The sequence below is a fragment of the Nocardia sp. NPDC051981 genome, from assembly GCF_040680715.1.
Taxonomy (GTDB): domain Bacteria; phylum Actinomycetota; class Actinomycetes; order Mycobacteriales; family Mycobacteriaceae; genus Nocardia.
Window position 1 is genome coordinate 114,587 of sequence record NZ_JBFAXK010000013.1, and the last position, 19,086, is coordinate 133,672.

Sequence of the window (19,086 nt, forward strand, 5' to 3'; positions counted from 1 at the left end):
GGCTCGCCTTGTTCAGCCGCGCCCGCGTCAGCCCTGCACCGTACGGTGTGGGGCCAGGTGTCGTTGCGTGAAATTACCACTGTGACATGGGATTTCGCTGGTCTCGGTGACCGGGACCGGGGCGATTTGTGACCCCGCTAACACGCCACGATCGGGGGGTGGCCCAGTGGCGGGTCGTACCCGGAAGGACGGAGGCGGCCGATGCGCATCGGCATGCTCATGCCATATCTCGAGGGTCTGGTGACCTCGGGCGGATTTCTGCGGGAGTTCGCGGCGGCGGCGGAGGAATGCGGGCTGGATTCGATCTGGACCGTGGAACACGTTGTGGTGGCACAGGATTACGAGCCGCTGTACCCGTATTCGCCCGACGGACGGATGCCGGGCGGGAATCTCGGGGTGCCGATGACGGATCCGCTGGAGACGCTGGCGTTCGTGGCGGCGGCGTCGAGCACCCTGAAGCTGGGCACCGCCATGGTGGTGGCGCCGCTGCACAGCCCGGTGGTGCTGGCCAAGCGGGCCGCCACCATCGATCGGCAGTCGGGCGGGCGGTTGCTGCTCGGGCTCGGAATCGGCTGGCAGAAAGAGGAATACGCGGCGATCGGGGTGCCGTTCGAGGATCGCGGCGGGCGCCTGGACGACTGCATCGGGGCCATGCGGGCGCTGTGGACGGAGTCCCCGGCCACCTATCAGGGCAAGCACGTGTCGTTCGAGAAGCAGTTCTGCCTGCCGCAGCCCGAACGGTCGATCCCGATCGTGCTGGGCGGCAACAGCGCTCCGGCGGTGCGGCGCGCGGCCCGGGTCGGGGACGGCTGGTTCCCGTACACCATCTCGTCGGAGGATTTCGCGCGCGGCGCGGACCGGATTCGTGAGTTGTCGCGGGAGGCGGGACGTGCCGAGGACGCGGTCGAGATGACCATCTGGCCGGGCTCCTTCGATTTCACGCGTGAGTTCGACCCCGGCTACGTGCGCCCCTATGTCACGGCGGGCGCGAGCCGCGTCGTGCTCACCCCGCCCATGTTCGGCCCGGAGTCCCTGCTCAACGGCGTGGAAAACCTTGCGGCCTATGTGGATCGGTATCGCAACGAGGTGGAGGCGAAGCTGTGAACCCCGCGACGGCTGTCCGCGTTGTCGACCGCATCGTCCTGCCCGCCGACCGTGCGGAGGACTGGCTGACCCGCTGGCGCAGCGACTATCTGCCGGGAGCCACCGCCCGCGGACTGCGTTCGCCCCAGGTGCTGCACCAGCACACCGGCACGGATTCGGTTGCCGTGCATATCATCTGGGACCTGCCCGGCATCTACGACTTCTACGGCATGCGAGGCGCGGCCGCCGCCGATCCTGCCGTCTCGGCCTTCTGGTCGGACACCGACGCCGTCGCGCTGACGCGGGAGCGGCACGTCCTGGCGGTACGGGAGGAAATGTCATGAGCCGCTGGGTGATTCTCACCGCCCCGCCCGCCGGAGACGACGCGGACGGGCAGCTCGCCGCGCACGCCGCGGCGGCGACCGCGACACCCGGGGTCACGCACTGTTCGGCCGGTATCGATCTGCCCGGCAGCACGGGCGGACTCGGCGCGGTCTGGGATCTGGCCGCCGACTCGGCGCCCGCGACCGTCCTGCCGGTCCTGCCCGCCACCGCCGATGTGGTGCCACTGGCCCCGGTGAACGCCCGCGTGGTGCGGCTGGATTCCGCCCGCCGCGTCAAGCGCACCCTGCTGCTCACGGTGCGGTCCGGCACGGCTCCGGATACAGTGGCGCGCTTCGAATCCGACCTGATGGCCATGCCCGCGCACATCTCGGCCATCCGGTCCTGGTCGCTGAGCCGGGTGCCGGGCCACGGCCGCTGGACCCATGTGTGGGAGCAGGAGTTCGCCGACCCGGACGGGCTCAATGGCGACTACCTGCTGCATCCCTACCACTGGACGCACGTGGATCGCTGGTTCGACGGCGAGATCCCTGATTCCATCGTGGAACCGGCGATCGCGCACCTGTACCGCTGGGCCGACGGCCCGGTGCTGGGGAACTGAGCGAGCGGTGCTGCCGAACTGATCAGCTGGGGTCGCGCAGCCGCTGTTTGAGCACCTTGCCGCCGGCATTGCGCGGGAGGTCGTCGACGAAGACGATCTCCCGCGGCACCTTGTAGCCGGCCAGGCGCGAGCGCGACCACTCGATGAGGGCGGCCGGATCGGTCGCGGCCCCGTCGGCGGGCACCACGACTGCGCGGCCGACCTCGCCGAGCCGCTCGTCGGGGATGCCGATCACCGCGACATCGCGAATATCCGGGTGCTGCAGCAGGACTCGCTCGATCTCGGCCGGGTAGGCATTGAAGCCGCCGACGATGAACATGTCCTTGAGCCGGTCGGTGATGCGCAGGTAGCCGTCGTGGTCGAGGGTGCCGATATCGCCGGTGCGCAGGTAGCCGTCCGCGTCGATGGCGGCGGCGGTGGCCTCGGGGTCGTCGAGGTAGCCGAGCATGACATTCGGGCCCTTGACGGTGATCTCGCCGGGTTCGCCCGGCGCCAAGGGTGTGCCGTCGCGGTCGAGGATGCGGATCTCACTGCCGGGCAAAGTCTTTCCGACCGTGCCCGCGACCAGTTCGGTCGGAGCGTCGGGCGGGCAGATGGAGACGACGCCGATGGATTCGGTGAGGCCGTAGGCGGTGAAGACGTAGGGGACGCGCAGATCCTCGCGAATGCGCCGCACCAGTTCGGTGGGGATGGTCGCGCCGCCGGTCCCGGCCAGGCGCAACGAGCCCAGCAGGTAGTGATCGTGATCGGCGGCCAGCAGGTCGGCGAAAAGCGTTGGCGGCCCGGCGAGCACGGTGATCCGCTCGGTCTCGATGAGCTGCAGCGCCCGGGCGGCGTCGAAGCGCTCCGTCGGAACCATGGTCGCGGTGCGCAGCAGGCAGGCCAGGATGCCCGCCTTGTACCCGAAGGTGTGCGAGAACGGGTTCACCAGCAGATACCGGTCGCGCGGGCGCAGCGTCACCGCATCGGCCCACTGCGCGAGCACCTCCAGTGTCTGCCGGTGCGTGGCGAGCACGCCCTTGGGTGCGCCGGTGGTGCCGGAGGTGAACAGGATGTCGGACACCGACTCCGGATCCACCTGGGCGCTGCGCTCGACCGCGGACTGCGGCTCGATCACGGTGCCGGGAGCCAGAAATCCCGCCCAGGAGCTGATGTCCCAGCCGCCCGCGTTCTCGCCGCGGGCGTCATCGAGCAGAATGACATGTTCCAGATCCGGTAGGGGACGGCCGGATTCGGCCAGCATGGCCGGATAGTCCGCGCCCAGGAACTCCTGGACCGTGCACACCGCCTTGACGTGGCTGCGGGCCAGCACCTCCGCGGTTTCCGCGCCACGCAGCCGGGTGCTGATCGGCACCAGAGTCGCTCCCGCACCGAGCATTCCGAGCGCGGTCACGATCCAGCGCACGCTGTTGGGGGCCCACATGCCCACCCGGTCACCGGGTTCGAGCCCCGACGCCATGGCCGCCCGGGTCACCGCGGCGACATCCTCGGCGAGTTCGGCGAACGTCAGCCGCCCCGCCGGCCCGGCAATGGCCACCGCCTCCGGATAGCGCCGCGCCCGGTCCGCCACCAGCGCCGGAATGGTCGTCACCGGCCCGGCCGCGGAGCTGCCGCCCGAGTGCCGCCGATCCATCCGCCCATCCTGCCCCAACCCGCAGTCCGCGTAGCCCATTTTCGAAGTGCCATCCCGCTGACCGGGCGTGCTGTTCCGCCTCTCCGAGACTTCAGCGCACGGTTTGGGAGCCGTTGCCGGTTTCGCACGCGTGCCGGCGGTCAGGAGCGCCACCGATTTTGGGGGTCCCCGGGGAGTTACCACGGTCCGCGCGAGATCAGTTGTCGCGTTGGGCAACGGAGACGGGTGTGAGTGTCGGTCTTTTCATTCCGCTGATCGGGATGGGAGTTGGGTGTGGGCGCGCTCACCCGGCACGCTCGTTGAAGTGGTCCCGTAGGGGGACGGGATGGATATTGCCCGGCAGGCCGCTCGAGCAGCGGCGGAGCGCTGGAGTGCGAATGAATCCAGGACCTCGAAGGAGTGACATGACGGCCGGAACGGAGCTTGCGCGGCGTCTGGACCTTGCGGCGGGCGCGACCGTTGTCGAACTCGACGGCGCGTGCGGACTGTCGCGAGAGAAGATCGGCGGCAAGGCGTGGAGCATCGACCACATGCGGGCCCTCGGGCTGCCGGTGCCGCCCGCGTTCGTCATCACCACCGACGGCTGGGCCGACTACACGCGCCGCGGCGCCATCGCCGATGAGATCTGGGCACAGGTGCTCGACGGCATCGCCATGATCGAGCGCGGCACCGGCCGTCGCTTCGGGTCGGCGGAGCGCCCGCTGCTGGTGTCGGTGCGCTCGGGTGCGGCCATCTCCATGCCCGGCATGATGGACACCGTCCTGAACCTCGGCATGACCGACGTGGTGCAGCAGGCGCTGGCCGTGGAGACCAGCAATCCGGCCTACGCGCAGGACACCCGGCAGCGCTTCGTGCACCAGTACCGCGAGACCGTGCTCGGCGACGCGAACGGCGCGGTCCCGGCCGATCCGTGGGACCAGCTGCGCGGTGCGATCGAGGCCGTGTTCCGGTCCTGGGATTCCGCGCGCGCCAAAACCTATCGCGCCAACCGCGGCGTGCCCGACACCCTGGGCACCGCGGTCACCGTGCAGGCCATGGTGTTCGGCAACCTCGACGAATTGTCCGGCACCGGTGTGCTTTTCAGCCGCAACCCCAATACCGGCGACGGCCCCGTCTACGGTGAGTGGCTGGTCGGCGGGCAGGGCGAGGACGTGGTGTCCGGCCGCCTGACCCCGCGCCCGCTCGACGAGCTGGCCGCCACCCAGCCCGCGGTGCACGAGCGGCTGATCGCCGCCGCCCAGCTGCTCGAGCACGACGGCCGCGATCTGCAGGACGTGGAGTTCACCGTCGAATCCGGCACCCTGTGGCTGCTGCAGTCGCGTCCGGCCAAGCGCTCGGCGCGGGCCGCGGTGCGTACCGCGGTCGCCATGGTCGAGGAGGGGCTGATCAGCGCCGACGAGGCCCTGGACCGGGTCACCGCCGACCAGGTGCGCGAGGTGCTGCGCCCCGCCTCCGGCGACACCGGCGGTCAGGAGCCCCTCGCCCGCGGCGAATCGGCCTGTCCCGGACTGGCTTCCGGCGTCGTCGTGACCGATCCCGACGAGGCCGAGGCACGCGCCGAGGCGGGCGAGGACGTCATCCTGGTGCGTCCCACCACCAGCCCCGACGATCTGCACGGCATGATCGCCGCGCGGGCCATCGTCACCGAATTGGGCGGCACCACCTCGCATGCCGCGCTGGTCAGCCGGGAACTCGGCCGCCCGTGCGTGGTCGGCTGCGGGCCCGGCGTGGTCGCCGCGCTGACCGGCAGGTCCGTCACCGTCGACGGCGGGGCCGGGCTGGTGCTGCCCGGCGAGGTCGTCGCCAAGCCGGTCGAGCAGGCCGTTCTCGACGATGTGCGCCAGCTCGCCCAGTGGGCGGGCGTGACCGGCGAGCAGCTCGCCGACCGCCTCGAAAACCGCACTGTCGCAGCGGAAGCCGCCGAGGCCGCCACCGAGAACGCCGAGCAGGAAGAGGTTTCCGTGAACGCTCCCGTCACCGAGCTGGCCGTGCTGCGGCTGGTCGGCATCAAGGGCCGGGTGAACGCCGACAATCTGGCCGCCAGCCTGTTCGCCGACACCGCCGAGATCGACTCCTGCTGTGCGGGTTTGGTGACCGCGGGCTACTGCGCCGCCACCCCGGCCGGCTTCCGCATCACCCCAGAGGGCCGCCCGCGCCTGGAGCAACTGCTGGCCGAGGAGCGCGCGACCGTCGACGCGGCCGCCATGACCGCCGCCTACGACGAGTTCTGCGTCTTCAACGGCGACCTCAAGGTGATCATCACCGACTGGCAGATGAAGGACCCGGCCACGGTCAACGATCACGCCGACGCCGAGTACGACGCCTCGGTGCTGGGCCGGCTCAACGAGACTCACCAGCGCCTGCGCCCGCTCATCGGCCGGCTGGGCGGGCTCGCCCCGCGCCTGTCCCGCTACCTGGACCGCCTCGACCGCGCCGTCGAGCGCATCGCCGAGGGCGACCACACCTACGTGGCCCGGCCCATCATGGACAGCTACCACACCGTCTGGTTCGAGCTGCACGAAGACCTGATCGGCCTGTGCGGCCTGACCCGCGCGGAAGAGGCGGCGGCCGGCCGTGCCCACTGAGCCCGTTGTGACCACCGAGCCTGTCGTGACCACTGATTCCATGCCCTCCCGCTGGATCGACTTCGCCCAGATCGACAATGTGCGCGACCTGGGCGGGCTCCCCGTAACCGGCGGCGGCACCACACGTTTCGGCATCGTCCTGCGCTCCTCCACGCTGCAGCAGGCCACCCGTGACGACCTGTCGCACCTGGTCGAGAAGCTGGGCCTGCGCACGGTCATCGACCTGCGCCTGCCCGACGAGGTGGAGCGCGAGGGCTACGGGCTGATCGCCGACTCCGGCCTGCGCATCGCCAACCTGCCGATCCGCAAGTCGCCGCAATCCTCGCTGGCCGCACGGGATCTGGTCCCCGACAAGACCCGCATCGACCTGACCGAGCTGTACGGTCAGCTGCTCGGCGGCAGTGGCGAGCACATCGTCGAGGCGGTTCGCCTCATCGTCGATCCGGATCGCCACTCGGTGCTGTTCCATTGCGCCGCAGGCAAAGACCGCACCGGCGTGCTCGCCGCGGTCCTGCTGGACTCGGTCGGGGTCCCCGCCGAGGCGATCGCCCACGACTACGCCCTCACCAACGAGCGCATCCAGAAGGTCCGCGACCGACTCGACGCGCTCCCGTCCTACGAGGGCCTGCCACAGACCAATACGGGCATCCTGGCCGTCTCCCCGGAGGTCATGCTCGGCTTCCTGAGGAACCTGCGTGCCGAGCACGGCGGGGCTGCCAACTGGCTACTCGCCAATGGACTTTCGGAGTCCGAACTCCAGCGGCTCCGCGAGGTTCTGGTCGTCGCCTAGGCCTCGGGTCCCGGTCGCTACCTCAGGTCCGGTCGCTCCAGCGTGCGGCAGCAGCGACCGGACCCCCGCCGGGAGGCCGCCGCTCGCGGCAGCCTCCCGGACGAAACTCTCCAGCGTCGCCCGGAACGCCCCGGCGGCGTGCGTGGGTGTGACGTCCTTGCGATGGGCGAGCGCGACCGTCCGGTGCAGTCCGTGGGACTCGCGCCCGCCGTCGCCCGACAGCGGAATCCCGCGCAGCCCGGGCCGTCCGGCCAGCACCGTGGACGGGACGACCGCGATCCCGAGCCCCACCTCCACGAACCGCAGCACGGCATCCATCTCGCCGCCCTCGACCGCGAAGCGGGGTTCGAACCCCGCCTCCCGGCAGGCCCCGATGGTCGCCTCCCGCAGGTCGTAGCCCGGCCGGAACATCACCAGCGGCCGATCCCGCAGATCCGTGATCCGCAGGTGCGGACGCTGGGGCAGCGAACTGTCGTCGACCCTGGCGGTGACCACCAGGTCCTCACGCAGGATCGGCGTGGTGGCCAGCGGGGTGTCCTCGCCCAGGGGCAGGATCACCAGCGCCGAATCGAGTGCGCCCCTGGTCAATTGCCGCACCAGATCCCGCGACCCGCCCTCCTCCACCAGCAGCCTGATCCCCGGATACGCGTCGTGATACCGCCGCAGCGCATCGGCCAGCAGCCCCGAACACAGCGACGGCGTCGCCCCGAGCCGAACCCGCCCCCGTCGCAGCCCCGCGAGCTCCTGCACCTCCAGCCGCGCGGTATCCACATCCGCCAGAATCCGGGTAGCCAACGGCAACAACGCCTCACCTGCCGGAGTCAGCGTGATATTCCCCCGCGCCCGGCTGAACAGCGAAGCCCCGAGCTCGGTCTCGAGTGTCCGAATCTGCTTCGACAACGATGGCTGCGCGACCCCCAGCGCATCGGCCGCCCTGGTGAAATGCCTGGCCTGCGCCACAGCCAGGAAGTACGACAACTGCTGCAACTGCACAGTCGATAGCCTAGAACTATGAACTCCGCCATTCCGATTCCGAGTCGATGATCACGAAGACTCGTGCTCTCGAGCGGGGGCTGGTGGCGTATCGGGCGTGTGGTCGCTGCGTGGTGCGGACCGCCGACGGCCGTTGATCGAGAAGACCGCAATTTCCCGTTCCGGCGGCCCCGTCCACGCCGTACTCTCGAATGGCATTGCCTCATGAGCGAGAAACCAACCGGTTACGAATTCAGGAGGTCGACATGCAAACCCAGGACAAGATCAGCACGGGAATGTTCCGTATCGATCTGGACAGGTTCTTCATGGAGCAGGCGCGCCGCGTGGTGTCAGGTCTCGGCGATGGACGCGATGACCACCAGCCGCAGACCGAGCAGCGTGAGGTGACCATCACCCGGAGCCCGGACAAGAGCGAGGTATTCGACCGCTGGATCCGGCAGTCGCTGAAGGACCCCCACGGCGCGAGAGCGACCATCACGATCACCGAACTGGACAGCCATGGGGAGCCCGTGCTGGCGATCAGTCTGATAAATGCCTGGACTCGCTCGTGGAACGTTCCCTCGCTCGAGGCCGGCAACGCCGGGCCGGCGAACGAGACCGTCACTCTCTCCTGCGACAGGATGAAAATCGAGCAGTTCTAGCCGGCGGCGCACCAACCGTCACATGAGCTGTGCACGGTCACGAACTCGACGATCAGATCCCAGCCGGCGGTCTCGACATCCACGAGGCCGCCGGGCTGGGGTCTCGGGCCACCCCGGGCATCGGTGTGCAGGCGCCGCTCTCGTCTCCGCGGCCGGGCGATGACGTGTCCGGCAGGCCTTCACAACACCTCGAATACTCTTCCGGCGATTCTTGATTCGAATAATCGCTGATGTGGGAGGGTGCGGCCCATGCTGATCGAATACGGGGTGTGGGTCACGCGATTGGCGCTCGCCGTGGTGTTCGGGTTGTCGGCCTGGGGGAAACTGGCCGATCGCGCCGGTACGCGGCAGGCGGTGGGGGAGTTCGAGGTGCCGGTACGGTGGGTGCCCGCCGTGGCGTGGGGGCTGCCGGTCGCCGAGGCGGTGTTGGCGGTCGGCGTCGTCCTGCCGTGGACGGCCGTCGCGGGGGCAGTCGGCGCGCTGCTCCTGCTGACGGTGTTCACGGTGGTCATGGTCGGCTTGTTGCGGCGCGGCAAGCGCCCCTCGTGCTCATGCTTCGGTGCGGCGAGCACGACGCCGATCGGCGCGCGCAGCATCGTGCGCAACGGCGTGCTGATGGCGCTCGCGGCGTCGGTCGTGTGGGGCGGGTTGGCCCGTCCCTCGGTGCCCGCCGGCCTGGCTGCCGATGGCGCGACCGAGCTCGCCCTCGGTGCGCTGCTGTGCGGGGTCCTGGCGTGGCTGGTCGGCCAGGTCGGCGCGCTGCGGCGCCGGCTGGACGAGCAGGCGCTCTCGACGCTGGGCGCCGAGGGCCTGCCGGTCGGCTCGGTCGCGCCGGAGTTCGAGTTGCTCGATATCGCGGGCGCCCGCACGAACCTCGCGGACCTGCTCTCGGACGGCCGGGGAGTGCTGCTGGTGTTCGTGCACCCGGGCTGTGAGATGTGCGCCGCGCTGGCCCGTGAGCTGCCGCGGTGGCGGGCGCGCACGGCCATGACCATGGTCGTCGTCGGGAACGGCGATGCCGATGAGCAGGCCGTTTGGGGCGCCGAACAGGGTCTGGGCGAGATCCCGTCGCTGGTGCAGCAGGGCAACGAGGCGGCGCTGCGATATCGCGTCCGCGGTACACCGTCGGCTGTGCTGATCGACGCCGAGGGCCGGGTCGCCGCGCCCGTTGCGCGGGGCGCTATCGCGATTCGTGAGTTGATATTCGCCGGGAGATCGATCCGAGCCCAGCTTTCCTCTCGAAGCAACGGCCACCACGCCGCCAACCAGGGCCAGAACTGACCCGTCGGTCCGGTTACCGCCGCCGGAAACCGGCTGGAAGTCCAAATCGATTGCCGCACAGAGAATTTCGTGTACACAGCGCTCTCGCGCCGATACGATGCTGAGTGCATCGATGCAGAACCGCGTACGAATCCCATCCACTACTTCTGGCAGGGAGATGTCATGGCGGACTTCGCATTCACCGATTACTCCGGCAAGGAATTCATCATCCGGCTCAATAACGAGCAGCGCATCGCGGAAGCGCGTCGGATCCTGTCTGGAGAAGAGCAGATGTCGATCCATGTCATGGGACGCATCAGGAAACAGGTGGCCGACTACAACCCGGGTTGGAGCTTCCACCTCGACCCCGACACGATCACCTTCTTCACTATGGCGATCGAGGTCTGCGACTCGGCTATCTCCTACCTCGAGGACCATCTGGACGAGGCTTGCGGCGCTTTCCTGCCGGGTTGCTTCTGGTGTCCGTGGTCGTCCCGACTCACCCGAGAGATCCGCTGATCGCGACGCCGTCGGCGGCGGACCCCGGCCGAGTGCACTCGGCCGGGGTCCGCTGGTTCAGCCTCCGTGTGACATCGTTCACGGGCCGCATTCACTACTTGCGGTAGTAATCCCGGTCGCAGCTCGGTGCATAGGCCAGGGTCATGGAGACCAGAGCGTTGGGGACTTGGACCGGGGGCGCGGAGCGGACGTAGCTTCCGCTGGTGGCTGTCGCAATACCTGAGCTCTACCGGACGACGGTGGGCAAGAAGGCCGTGATGGCGGTGACCGGGGGCATCCTGGTGCTTTTCCTCATCGCCCACATGGCCGGGAATCTCAAAGTGTTTCTGGGGGCGTCGGAATTCGATCACTACGCCGAGTGGTTGCGGACGGTTGGTGAGCCCGCGGTGCCTCGGCGGGGGTTGCTGTCGGCTGTGGAGGTCGTGCTCGCGGTGAGCGTGATCCTGCACATGTGGTCGGCGGTCTCGCTTGCGCGTACGGCGCGGCGCGCCAGGCCGGTCGGGTACGCGGCGAAGAAGAAGTCTCATGCGCAGGGTTATGCCGTTCACACCATGCGGTGGGGCGGGGTGATCATCGCGCTGTATCTCGTCTGGCATCTGCTGGATCTGACCTTCGGCGCGGTGAATCCCGTGGGCCGCAACGCGACTCCGTACGAGAAGGTGGTCGCCGACTTCGCGCCGTCCCACTGGTACGTCACGCTCTTCTACGTTGTCGCCGTGGTCATGGTGGGTCTGCACCTGCGCCACGGCATTCGCAGTGCCGCCCGGACCCTGGGTCTGGCCGGGGCTCGCGGTTACGACCTGCTCGCGGCCGCCGTCTCGATCCTGTTGGTCGCCGGTTTCCTGGCCGTCCCGATCGCTGTCTCCTTCGGATGGGTGAAATAGCCATGAATGACAGTCTTTTCCGCATCGGCGAGCCGATCGCCGACACCAGAGCGCCGGGCGGGCCGATCGCCGAGCGCTGGACCACCCGGAAGTTCGAGGCCAAGCTGGTCAATCCCGCGAACAAGCGCAAGAAGACGGTCATCGTCATCGGCACCGGGCTGGCCGGCGGCTCGGCGGGGGCCACGCTGGGGGAGCAGGGCTATCGCGTGATCCAGTTCTGTTTCCAGGATTCGCCGCGGCGGGCGCACTCGATCGCCGCGCAGGGCGGGATCAATGCCGCCAAGAATTACCGCAATGACGGTGACAGCGTGCACCGGCTGTTCTACGACACGGTCAAGGGCGGCGACTACCGGTCGCGCGAGTCGAATGTGCACCGGCTGGCGGAGATCTCGACGCAGATCATCGATCAGTGTGTGGCGCAGGGTGTTCCGTTCGCGCGGGAGTACGGCGGCCTGCTCGACAATCGGTCGTTCGGCGGCGCGCAGGTCTCGCGCACCTTCTACGCCCGCGGCCAGACCGGGCAGCAGCTGCTGCTGGGCGCATATCAGGCGCTGCTGCGGCAGGTCGACGCGGGCACCGTGGAACTGCATGCGCGGCACGAGATGCTCGACCTGATCATGGTGGACGGGGTGGCGCGGGGCGTGGTCGTGCGCGACCTGGTCACCGGCGCGATCCGGTCCTACACGGCCGACGCCGTGGTGCTGGCCTCCGGCGGGTACGGCAACGTCTACTTCCTGTCGACCAATGCCATGGGCTCGAATGTCACGGCCTCGTGGCGGGCGCACAAGCACGGCGCGTACTTCGCCAATCCCTGCTTCACACAGATTCATCCGACCTGCATCCCGGTCTCGGGCGAGCACCAGTCGAAACTGACGCTCATGTCGGAGTCACTGCGCAACGACGGCCGGGTGTGGGTGCCCAAAAACGTTGGGGACCAACGCAAGCCCGGCGATGTACCCGAGCCCGAGCGCGACTACTACCTGGAACGCATCTATCCGGCCTTCGGCAATCTGGTGCCGCGCGACATCGCCTCCCGCGCGGCCAAGAACGTCTGCGACGAGGGGCGCGGAGTCGGGCCGGGCGGGCTCGGCGTCTATCTCGATTTCGCCGACGCCATCGGGCGGCTCGGCGTCGATGCGGTGAAAGCCAAGTACGGCAACCTTTTCACGATGTACGAGCGGATCACGGGCGAGAACCCGTACGAGATGCCCATGCGCATCTACCCCGCCGTGCACTACACCATGGGCGGGCTGTGGGTGGACTACGACCTGCAATCCACCATTCCGGGACTGTTCGTGATCGGGGAGGCCAATTTCTCCGACCACGGCGCCAACCGGCTCGGGGCCTCCGCGCTCATGCAGGGCCTGGCCGACGGATATTTCGTCCTGCCGGCCACCCTCGGCGACTATCTCGCCCGCGGTCCGGTCGGGGAGGTGCCGGCCGCCGCGATCGCGGCCGCCGAGGCCCGGGTCACCGCGATGATCGACGGACTCCTGTCCATCCGGGGCGACCGCACCGTCGACTCCTTCCACCGCGAGCTCGGCCACCTCATGTGGGAGTACTGCGGCATGGAACGGACCGAGGCGGGACTGCGCAAGGCGCTGGCCCTGATTCCCGCACTGCGCGCGGAGTTCTGGGAGCGCGTCAACGTGCCGGGCTCCGGCGATGACCTCAACCAGTCGCTGGAGCGCGCGGGCCGGGTGGCCGACTTCCTGGAGCTGGCCGAGCTCATGGTCATCGACGCCCTGCACCGCACCGAATCGGCGGGCGGCCACTTCCGGGCCGAGTCGCGGACCGAGGACGGTGAGGCGCGCCGCGACGACGAGAACTTCTCCTATGTCGCCGCATGGGAATGGAACCAGGATGAGCCACCGACGCTGCACCGGGAAGCGCTGAGCTACGAGTACGTCCAGCCCAGCACGCGGTCCTACAAGTAAGAACGGAATCGAGAATGAAACTCACCCTGCGTATCTGGCGGCAGCGGAACTCCCGCGACAAGGGCGGGATGGTCGACTACGGCGTGGAGGTCTCGCCCGACGCGTCGTTCCTGGAAATGCTCGACGTCCTCAACGAACGGCTCACCGGCGCCGGCGAGGAGCCCATCGCCTTCGACCACGACTGCCGCGAGGGCATCTGCGGCGCGTGCTCACTCGTCATCGACGGCACTCCGCACGGCCCCGAGCAGGCCACCACCACCTGCCAGCTCCACATGCGGAAGTTCGCCGACGGCGACACGATCACCGTGGAACCGTGGCGGGCCAAGGCTTTTCCGGTCATCAAGGACCTGATGGTCGACCGCTCGGCCTTCGACCGGATCATCCGGGCGGGCGGCTACATCACCGCGCCGACCGGCGCCGCACCCGAGGCGCACTCGATCCCGGTCCCGAAACCCGACGCCGACCTAGCCTTCCAGGCCGCCGAATGCATCGGCTGCGGCGCGTGCGTGGCCGCCTGCCCCAATGGTTCGGCCATGCTCTTCACCGCCGCCAAGGTCACCCACCTCGGTCTCCTGCCGCAGGGACAGCCGGAGCGCCATTCCCGCGTCGTCGGCATGCTCGATGCCCACGACGATGCGGGCTTCGGCGGCTGCACCAACACCGGCGAATGCACCCTCGCCTGCCCGAAGGAGATTCCGCAGGACGTCATCGGCCGCCTGAACAAGGACTTCCTCCGCGCTGCGAGAAGGGCCCGCTGACCCCGTGATGTGGCCGCGCAGGAGAGAGATCCGATCAGCGCGTCTCGATCATGATCTTGCCTGCTTCACCGGGTACGACGAGCGGGAGCAGGCGTTCGGCCTCGTCGCGGACAGCGGCCTCGGTGGCATGGGTAAGGGGATGCCAGGGCATGATCCGAATCGTGGAGCCGTCCAGATCCCAACGGCCGTGGACGAATCCGTCGACGAGATACATGGGCACTCCGCCTGAGGCGATCTTGGCGATGCGGGCGCGGTCGGCGTCGCTGATGATGCGGCTGCGGTCGCGGTGGCCGAGGCAGGCATTGTCGAAGGCGGGGAGGAAGCGGACGGGGGCGGGGAGTTCGGCGTCGGCGATCGGGGCGTCCGGGAGGTCGAAGAGTTCGCGGCCCGAGTCATCGTGCAGGACACGGAGTTCCGGGCGCAGGCGGGCGATCACCGCTGCCAGCCGGGTGACGCCCGCGAATTCCTGGATGTCGGCGGCGGTGGCCGGGCCGTAGGCGGCCAGATAGCGGCGGACGAGGGTATTCGGGCGCGGGCCCTCGGCCAGGGGCGCGCCTATCGCCTCCTCGGCCGGCGACACTGAGACCGAGCGACCGCGCCACGCGCCCCACCCACCCGCGGCGGGATCGTGTACCAGCGGGTGGATGACGCCGAGCGCGTGGACCAGGGCGCGCGGTTCACGGCCCGGGAAGCGTGCGGACAGCCGCTTGCCGAGGTCGCGGCGGGAAATGGTGGCGCCGGTCAGCAGTTCTGTTCCGGCCGAGGCCAATTCGGCGATATCGAGGCCCTCCACCGCATCCCGGAGGTGGACCGAGCGGAGCGTGGGCTCGATCGCCGGTCGGACCGTCGGGTACAGCCAGCGGTAGTCCTGGGCGTCCGTCAGATGGACGGTACGGCGAATCGTGGTGGCGCGCACCACGGTTCGCTCACGCAGCAGCGTGGTCAGATTCTCGTGGCGGAAATCGGTGAGGCGCGACCACAACCCCACATAGGGCCAGTTCGGTTCCTGCGCCTGCACCGCGACCAGATGCCGGACCAGCTCGGCGGCGGGCATGGCGACCCGTTCGTTCAACTTCTGACGCAGCAGCAGCGTGCGGTTCAGGGTTCGCAGCGAGAGTCCCGGCATGGGTCCATTGTCGAATGGAAGTAGGACAGTTAAGGTCCTATATGGAGGACGGGTATGGGCACGGTGACAGCGGGGGAGTTCCGGCACATCTACGACCCCAGCGAGCCGGATCAGTGCTGGTACATCAATGATCACACCCTGGTCCAGGACGTCGGCGGGCGCTGGCACCTGTTCGGCATCACCCATCCCGAGCCCGCCGACCCCTTCGACGAGACCGAGTTCGCGCACGCCACCGCCGACGACCCGCACGGCCCGTGGACCAAGCATTCCGCCGCGCTGACGGTGGACCGCGAGCGCGGCGAGACCCACCTGTGGGCCCCCTTCGTGGTGCGCGACGGCGACACCTACTTCATGTTCTACGACGGCGGCGGAACCGACCGCACCGCAACGGGTATGGGCCTGGCCACCTCCACCGACCTGTTCCACTGGACCCGGCATCCGGGCGGCCCGGTCTTCCGCGACGGCTACGACGCCCGCGACCCCATGGTGCTGCGGGTGGCCGGACAGTGGGTCATGTACTACTGCGCGACCAGCGCCCCCACCGGAGGCAACCACGTCGTCGCCTACCGCACCAGCCCGGACCTGGTGCACTGGAGCGAGCGCCGCATCGCCTTCACCGACCCGGCGACCGGAACCGGCGCGGGTAACACCGAATCGCCGTTCGTGCTCCGCCACGCCGGCGCCTGGTATCTGCTGATCGGTCCGCGCCCCGGCTACGTCGGCACCGAGATCTTCCGCGGCGACAACCCTTTTCACTTCGACGCGTCCGGCCGCGTGGGGCAGGTGCCCGCCCACGCGGCCGAGGTGATCACCCACGAGGACACCCTCTGGATCACCCACGCGGGCTGGGCGCAGGGCGGAGTCGCGCTGGCCCGCTTGCACTTCCCACGCTGAGACGGCCCGGCCCGCGTTCACCCCGAAAATCCGATTTCGGGCGCGGCGTGCGGCCTGAACTGGAATTCTGAACGGAGTCGAGAGTCCACCCAGTGCGGGGAGGCAGGCAGTATGGCCCGAATCGGCGTGATCAGCTTTTCCGACGGCCGCGACTACGTGCACGGCGGCATCGTCGGATTCATCCGGACCGCGGAGGACCGGCTCGTCACCGAGCTGACCGCGGCCGGGCACATCGTGATTCGCGGTGTGCAACCCATCGGCGGCAACGACCAGGCGGTGCGGGTGGCCCGGCAGGTGGAGGCGGCCGGGGTGGACCTGACCGTGCTGCACTACGCGGTGTGGGCGTTCCCGCACTTCACCATGCTGGCCGCGGGCGCGCTGCGCGGGCCGCTGCTGCTGCTGTCCAATGTCGACCCGGTACAGCCGGGCATGGTGGGCATGCTGGCCGCGGGCGGCGCGCTGGATCAGATCGGCCGCGCGCACGCCCGGCTGTGGGGCGATCCCGCCGATCCGGACCTGATCGCGGCCATCGGGGAACGCGCTCGCGGTGCGGCGGCGGTGGCCGGCCTGCGGGGCAGCACCTTCGGGCGCATCGGCGGGCGACCCATGGGCATGAACACCGCGGTCGCCAATACCGATCAGTGGCAGCGGGTGTTCGGCATCGATGTCGAGGAGATCGACCAGTGGGAGATCGTGCGCCGCGCCGAACTCGCCGACGCCGGTGAGGCCCGGGCGGCGCGAGAATGGCTGGAGCGCAATACCGCCGGGGTCCACTACGACGGCGGCAAGCTGACCCCGGAGCTGCTGGAACGGCAGCTGCGCTCGTACCTGGCCATGCGGGATCTGATCGCGGAGTGGCGGCTGGACTTCTCCGGCATCAAGGGACAGCCGGAGCTCACCCAGTACTTCGCCACCATGGACATCACCGAGGCGTTCCTCAACGACCCCTACGACTGGAACGGGCCCAAACAGCCCCACGTGTGCGCCACCGAGGCGGATATGGACGGGGCGCTCACCATGCAGCTGCTCAAGCAGATAGCGGGCACGCCGGTGCTCTTCGCCGATGTCCGGCACTATCACGCCGACCGCGACATCTGGGATCTGTGCAATTCCGGCCAGCACGCCACCTGGTACGCGGCGCGCAGCGACGATCCGGCCGAGAACCTGGCCCGGGTGCACCTGTATCCGGAGGTGTTCTTCTTCCCGGCCGGCGGCGCGTCGGTGCATCACCTGGCCGCGCCCGGGCAGATGACGCTGGCCCGGCTCACCCGCCGCGACGGCGCCTACCGTATGCAGCTGATGCTCGGCGAGTTCGAGACCTACGACCCGGCCACCAACGAATCGCTGATGAAACAGTCCACCTGGGAGTGGCCGCACGCCTTCGCCCGCCTGGACGCCGACGCCGGGGACTTCCTGTCCCGCTTCGGCGCCAATCACATTCACGCCGTGCCGGGCGACCAGCGCGCCACCGTCCGCGCGGCCTGCGAAATGCTCGATGTCACGCTCGACGAATTCAGCCGGGCGAGCTGACATGTTCCTCGGCATCGATATCGGCACCTCCGGATCCAAGGGCGTCCTGGTCGACCACGCGGGCACGGTCGCGATGAGAGCCGAACGACCGCACCGGGTTTCGACGCCCCGCCCGGGCTGGGTGGAGCACGACGCGGAGACGGTGTGGTGGGCCGACTTCGCGGCCATCACCCGCGAACTGGTGGCGGCCGCCGACGGCGAACCCCTCGAGGGGCTCGCGGTGAGCGGCATCGGGCCGTGCCTGCTGCCCGCCGACGCTGTCGGCCGCCCCTTGCGGCCCGCCATCCTCTACGGGGTCGACACGCGCGCCGGCAACGAAATCGAGGAACTGAACGCGGAATTGGGCGCGCAGACCGTGCTGGAGCGCTGCGGCTCGCCGCTCACCAGTCAGGCGGTCGGGCCGAAGCTGCGCTGGCTCATCCGCCACGAGCCGCAGGTGTGGCGGGCCACCCGGATGCTGTTGATGGCGAGCTCGTTTCTGGTCCATCGCCTCACCGGCCGCCACGTCCTGGACCATCAATCCGCCAGCCAGTGCGTGCCCATGTACGACCTGATGGCCCGCGAATGGGCCGTGGACTGGGCCGAATCCGTCGCACCCGGCCTGCGACTACCCGAATTGGCCTGGCCCACCGAGATAGTCGGCCGGGTCACCGCCGAGGCCGCCGCGGCCACCGGCCTGCCCGCCGGGCTGCCGGTCACCACCGGCACCATCGACGCCTGGGCCGAGGCCGCCGGTGTCGGCGTCCGCGCCCCCGGCGACTGCATGATCATGTACGGCACCACCATGTTCCTCACCCAGGTGCTGACCGACCCCCGCCCCCAGCCCGGCCTCTGGACCACCTGCGGAACCTGGCCCGGCACATACACGTCCGCCGCCGGCATGGCCACCTCCGGCGCGATCACCGACTGGCTGCGCACCCTCACCGGCGGCGACTTCTCCGAACTCGTCGACGAGGCCGCCCACGTTCCGCCGGGCAGCCGCGGGCTGCTGGTGCTGCCCTACTTCGCTGGCGAACGCACGCCCCTGTTCGATCCTGACGCCCGTGGCGTGATCGCCGGTCTCACCCTCACCCACCAGCGCGCCGACCTCTACCGCGCGGTCCTCGAGGGCATCGGCTACGGCGTGCGGCACAACCTCGAGGCCATGGCCGCCGCGGGGACTCCCGCCACCCGGCTGGTGGCCGTGGGCGGCGGCACCAAGGGCGGCCTGTGGACCCGCATCGTCTCCGACATCACCGGCCTGCCCCAGCAGCTCCCGGCCGACACGGTCGGTGCGGCCCTGGGCGACGCCCTGCTCGCCGCCGAATCCCTGGGCCTGGACACCGCCGACTGGAATCCGATCATCACCACGGTCGAACCCGACCCGTCGGTCACCGCCCACTACGCCCCGTACTACCGCCACTACCGATCCCTTTACGACGCAACGAAAGCCACCGCCCACTTCCTCGCCCGGGAGCAGCACCGCGCCGCCCCGTGACATCCGCTAGGGTCCGGCGGGGAAGGGCAGGTG

The 19,086-nt window shown here is 69.4% G+C and carries 17 protein-coding genes; 14 read left to right on the forward strand and 3 right to left on the reverse strand.

Annotated elements, in window-relative coordinates; genetic code table 11:
• Positions 1 to 201: 201 nt before the first annotated feature.
• The 3 genes from AB0L60_RS22960 to AB0L60_RS22970 are packed head-to-tail and all read left to right on the forward strand — an operon-like array spanning position 202 to position 2,026.
• Positions 202 to 1,104 (forward strand): LLM class F420-dependent oxidoreductase, encoded by a 903-nt coding sequence (locus tag AB0L60_RS22960; protein WP_364617218.1) that lies wholly within the window; start codon positions 202 to 204, stop codon positions 1,102 to 1,104.
• Complete coding sequence (locus AB0L60_RS22965) at positions 1,101 to 1,427, forward strand: hypothetical protein (RefSeq protein WP_364617220.1); 327 nt, start codon at positions 1,101 to 1,103, stop codon at positions 1,425 to 1,427. The genes AB0L60_RS22960 and AB0L60_RS22965 overlap by 4 nt, the downstream gene beginning before the upstream one ends.
• Positions 1,424 to 2,026 carry a Dabb family protein gene (locus AB0L60_RS22970; protein ID WP_364617222.1) on the forward strand — a complete coding sequence of 201 codons (603 nt, stop codon included), beginning with the start codon at positions 1,424 to 1,426 and terminating at the stop codon, positions 2,024 to 2,026. The genes AB0L60_RS22965 and AB0L60_RS22970 overlap by 4 nt, the downstream gene beginning before the upstream one ends.
• Positions 2,027 to 2,048: 22 nt before the next feature.
• Here the strand turns inward: AB0L60_RS22970 and AB0L60_RS22975 are convergent, their stop codons facing one another.
• Positions 2,049 to 3,659 carry a FadD3 family acyl-CoA ligase gene (locus AB0L60_RS22975; RefSeq protein WP_364617224.1) on the reverse strand — a complete coding sequence of 537 codons (1,611 nt, stop codon included), beginning with the start codon at positions 3,657 to 3,659 and terminating at the stop codon, positions 2,049 to 2,051.
• Between the two features lie 404 nt (positions 3,660 to 4,063).
• Here AB0L60_RS22975 and AB0L60_RS22980 point away from each other — a divergent pair, with 404 nt between their 5' ends.
• Complete coding sequence (locus AB0L60_RS22980) at positions 4,064 to 6,244, forward strand: pyruvate, phosphate dikinase (RefSeq protein WP_364617226.1); 2,181 nt, start codon at positions 4,064 to 4,066, stop codon at positions 6,242 to 6,244.
• Between the two features lie 25 nt (positions 6,245 to 6,269).
• Entirely contained in the window at positions 6,270 to 7,034 is a 765-nt protein-coding gene (locus AB0L60_RS22985) for a tyrosine-protein phosphatase (RefSeq protein WP_364617228.1), read from the forward strand.
• On the opposite strand, the gene AB0L60_RS22990 is transcribed toward AB0L60_RS22985, so the two are convergent.
• Positions 6,969 to 8,027 (reverse strand): LysR substrate-binding domain-containing protein, encoded by a 1,059-nt coding sequence (locus tag AB0L60_RS22990; RefSeq protein ID WP_364617230.1) that lies wholly within the window; start codon positions 8,025 to 8,027, stop codon positions 6,969 to 6,971. The genes AB0L60_RS22985 and AB0L60_RS22990 overlap by 66 nt on opposite strands.
• 245 nt (positions 8,028 to 8,272) lie before the next feature.
• Between AB0L60_RS22990 and AB0L60_RS22995 the strand changes: the two genes are divergently transcribed.
• The 6 genes from AB0L60_RS22995 (at position 8,273) to AB0L60_RS23020 (ending at position 14,026) form a co-directional block, all read left to right on the forward strand.
• Positions 8,273 to 8,668: a phage tail protein gene (locus AB0L60_RS22995; protein ID WP_364617232.1), complete on the forward strand. Its 396-nt coding sequence runs from the start codon at positions 8,273 to 8,275 to the stop codon at positions 8,666 to 8,668.
• Positions 8,669 to 8,917: 249 nt separating this feature from the next.
• Positions 8,918 to 9,949 (forward strand): MauE/DoxX family redox-associated membrane protein, encoded by a 1,032-nt coding sequence (locus AB0L60_RS23000; RefSeq protein WP_364617234.1) that lies wholly within the window; start codon positions 8,918 to 8,920, stop codon positions 9,947 to 9,949.
• Positions 9,950 to 10,111: 162 nt separating this feature from the next.
• The gene (locus AB0L60_RS23005; protein WP_364617236.1) at positions 10,112 to 10,447 is read left to right on the forward strand and encodes a calmodulin; all 336 of its coding nucleotides are present in this window, start codon (positions 10,112 to 10,114) and stop codon (positions 10,445 to 10,447) included.
• Between the two features lie 203 nt (positions 10,448 to 10,650).
• Complete coding sequence (locus tag AB0L60_RS23010; RefSeq protein ID WP_364617238.1) at positions 10,651 to 11,331, forward strand: succinate dehydrogenase cytochrome b subunit; 681 nt, start codon at positions 10,651 to 10,653, stop codon at positions 11,329 to 11,331.
• Positions 11,332 to 11,333: 2 nt separating this feature from the next.
• Positions 11,334 to 13,268 (forward strand): fumarate reductase/succinate dehydrogenase flavoprotein subunit, encoded by a 1,935-nt coding sequence (locus AB0L60_RS23015; protein ID WP_364617240.1) that lies wholly within the window; start codon positions 11,334 to 11,336, stop codon positions 13,266 to 13,268.
• Between the two features lie 14 nt (positions 13,269 to 13,282).
• On the forward strand, positions 13,283 to 14,026 hold the full coding sequence (locus tag AB0L60_RS23020) for a succinate dehydrogenase/fumarate reductase iron-sulfur subunit (protein WP_364617242.1): 744 nt from the start codon (positions 13,283 to 13,285) through the stop codon (positions 14,024 to 14,026).
• A 34-nt stretch (positions 14,027 to 14,060) separates the two neighbouring features.
• On the opposite strand, the gene AB0L60_RS23025 is transcribed toward AB0L60_RS23020, so the two are convergent.
• A complete protein-coding gene (locus tag AB0L60_RS23025) occupies positions 14,061 to 15,152 on the reverse strand; it encodes a winged helix DNA-binding domain-containing protein (RefSeq protein WP_364617244.1) in 1,092 nt (363 codons plus the stop codon).
• Positions 15,153 to 15,206: 54 nt separating this feature from the next.
• Here AB0L60_RS23025 and AB0L60_RS23030 point away from each other — a divergent pair, with 54 nt between their 5' ends.
• The 3 genes from AB0L60_RS23030 to AB0L60_RS23040 all read left to right on the forward strand — a co-directional run bounded on the left by AB0L60_RS23030 (position 15,207) and on the right by AB0L60_RS23040 (position 19,053).
• Entirely contained in the window at positions 15,207 to 16,046 is an 840-nt protein-coding gene (locus AB0L60_RS23030) for a glycosyl hydrolase family 32 (RefSeq protein WP_364617246.1), read from the forward strand.
• A 111-nt stretch (positions 16,047 to 16,157) separates the two neighbouring features.
• Positions 16,158 to 17,576 (forward strand): L-fucose/L-arabinose isomerase family protein, encoded by a 1,419-nt coding sequence (locus AB0L60_RS23035; RefSeq protein ID WP_364617248.1) that lies wholly within the window; start codon positions 16,158 to 16,160, stop codon positions 17,574 to 17,576.
• A gap of 1 nt (position 17,577) precedes the next feature.
• Positions 17,578 to 19,053 (forward strand): FGGY-family carbohydrate kinase, encoded by a 1,476-nt coding sequence (locus AB0L60_RS23040; RefSeq protein WP_364617250.1) that lies wholly within the window; start codon positions 17,578 to 17,580, stop codon positions 19,051 to 19,053.
• Positions 19,054 to 19,086 lie beyond the last annotated feature (33 nt).

What these genes read in the sequence shown, in the direction of transcription:
- AB0L60_RS22960 (WP_364617218.1), top strand. Translation starts at nt 202, where the DNA reads ATGCGCATCGGCATGCTCATGCCATATCTCGAGGGTCTGGTGACCTCG.
- AB0L60_RS22970 (WP_364617222.1), top strand. Translation starts at nt 1,424, where the DNA reads ATGAGCCGCTGGGTGATTCTCACCGCCCCGCCCGCCGGAGACGACGCG.
- AB0L60_RS22975 (WP_364617224.1), bottom strand. Translation starts at nt 3,659, where the DNA reads ATGGATCGGCGGCACTCGGGCGGCAGCTCCGCGGCCGGGCCGGTGACG.
- AB0L60_RS22980 (WP_364617226.1), top strand. Translation starts at nt 4,064, where the DNA reads ATGACGGCCGGAACGGAGCTTGCGCGGCGTCTGGACCTTGCGGCGGGC.
- AB0L60_RS22995 (WP_364617232.1), top strand. Translation starts at nt 8,273, where the DNA reads ATGCAAACCCAGGACAAGATCAGCACGGGAATGTTCCGTATCGATCTG.
- AB0L60_RS23000 (WP_364617234.1), top strand. Translation starts at nt 8,918, where the DNA reads ATGCTGATCGAATACGGGGTGTGGGTCACGCGATTGGCGCTCGCCGTG.
- AB0L60_RS23005 (WP_364617236.1), top strand. Translation starts at nt 10,112, where the DNA reads ATGGCGGACTTCGCATTCACCGATTACTCCGGCAAGGAATTCATCATC.
- AB0L60_RS23015 (WP_364617240.1), top strand. Translation starts at nt 11,334, where the DNA reads ATGAATGACAGTCTTTTCCGCATCGGCGAGCCGATCGCCGACACCAGA.
- AB0L60_RS23020 (WP_364617242.1), top strand. Translation starts at nt 13,283, where the DNA reads ATGAAACTCACCCTGCGTATCTGGCGGCAGCGGAACTCCCGCGACAAG.
- AB0L60_RS23025 (WP_364617244.1), bottom strand. Translation starts at nt 15,152, where the DNA reads ATGCCGGGACTCTCGCTGCGAACCCTGAACCGCACGCTGCTGCTGCGT.
- AB0L60_RS23030 (WP_364617246.1), top strand. Translation starts at nt 15,207, where the DNA reads ATGGGCACGGTGACAGCGGGGGAGTTCCGGCACATCTACGACCCCAGC.
- AB0L60_RS23035 (WP_364617248.1), top strand. Translation starts at nt 16,158, where the DNA reads ATGGCCCGAATCGGCGTGATCAGCTTTTCCGACGGCCGCGACTACGTG.
- AB0L60_RS23040 (WP_364617250.1), top strand. Translation starts at nt 17,578, where the DNA reads ATGTTCCTCGGCATCGATATCGGCACCTCCGGATCCAAGGGCGTCCTG.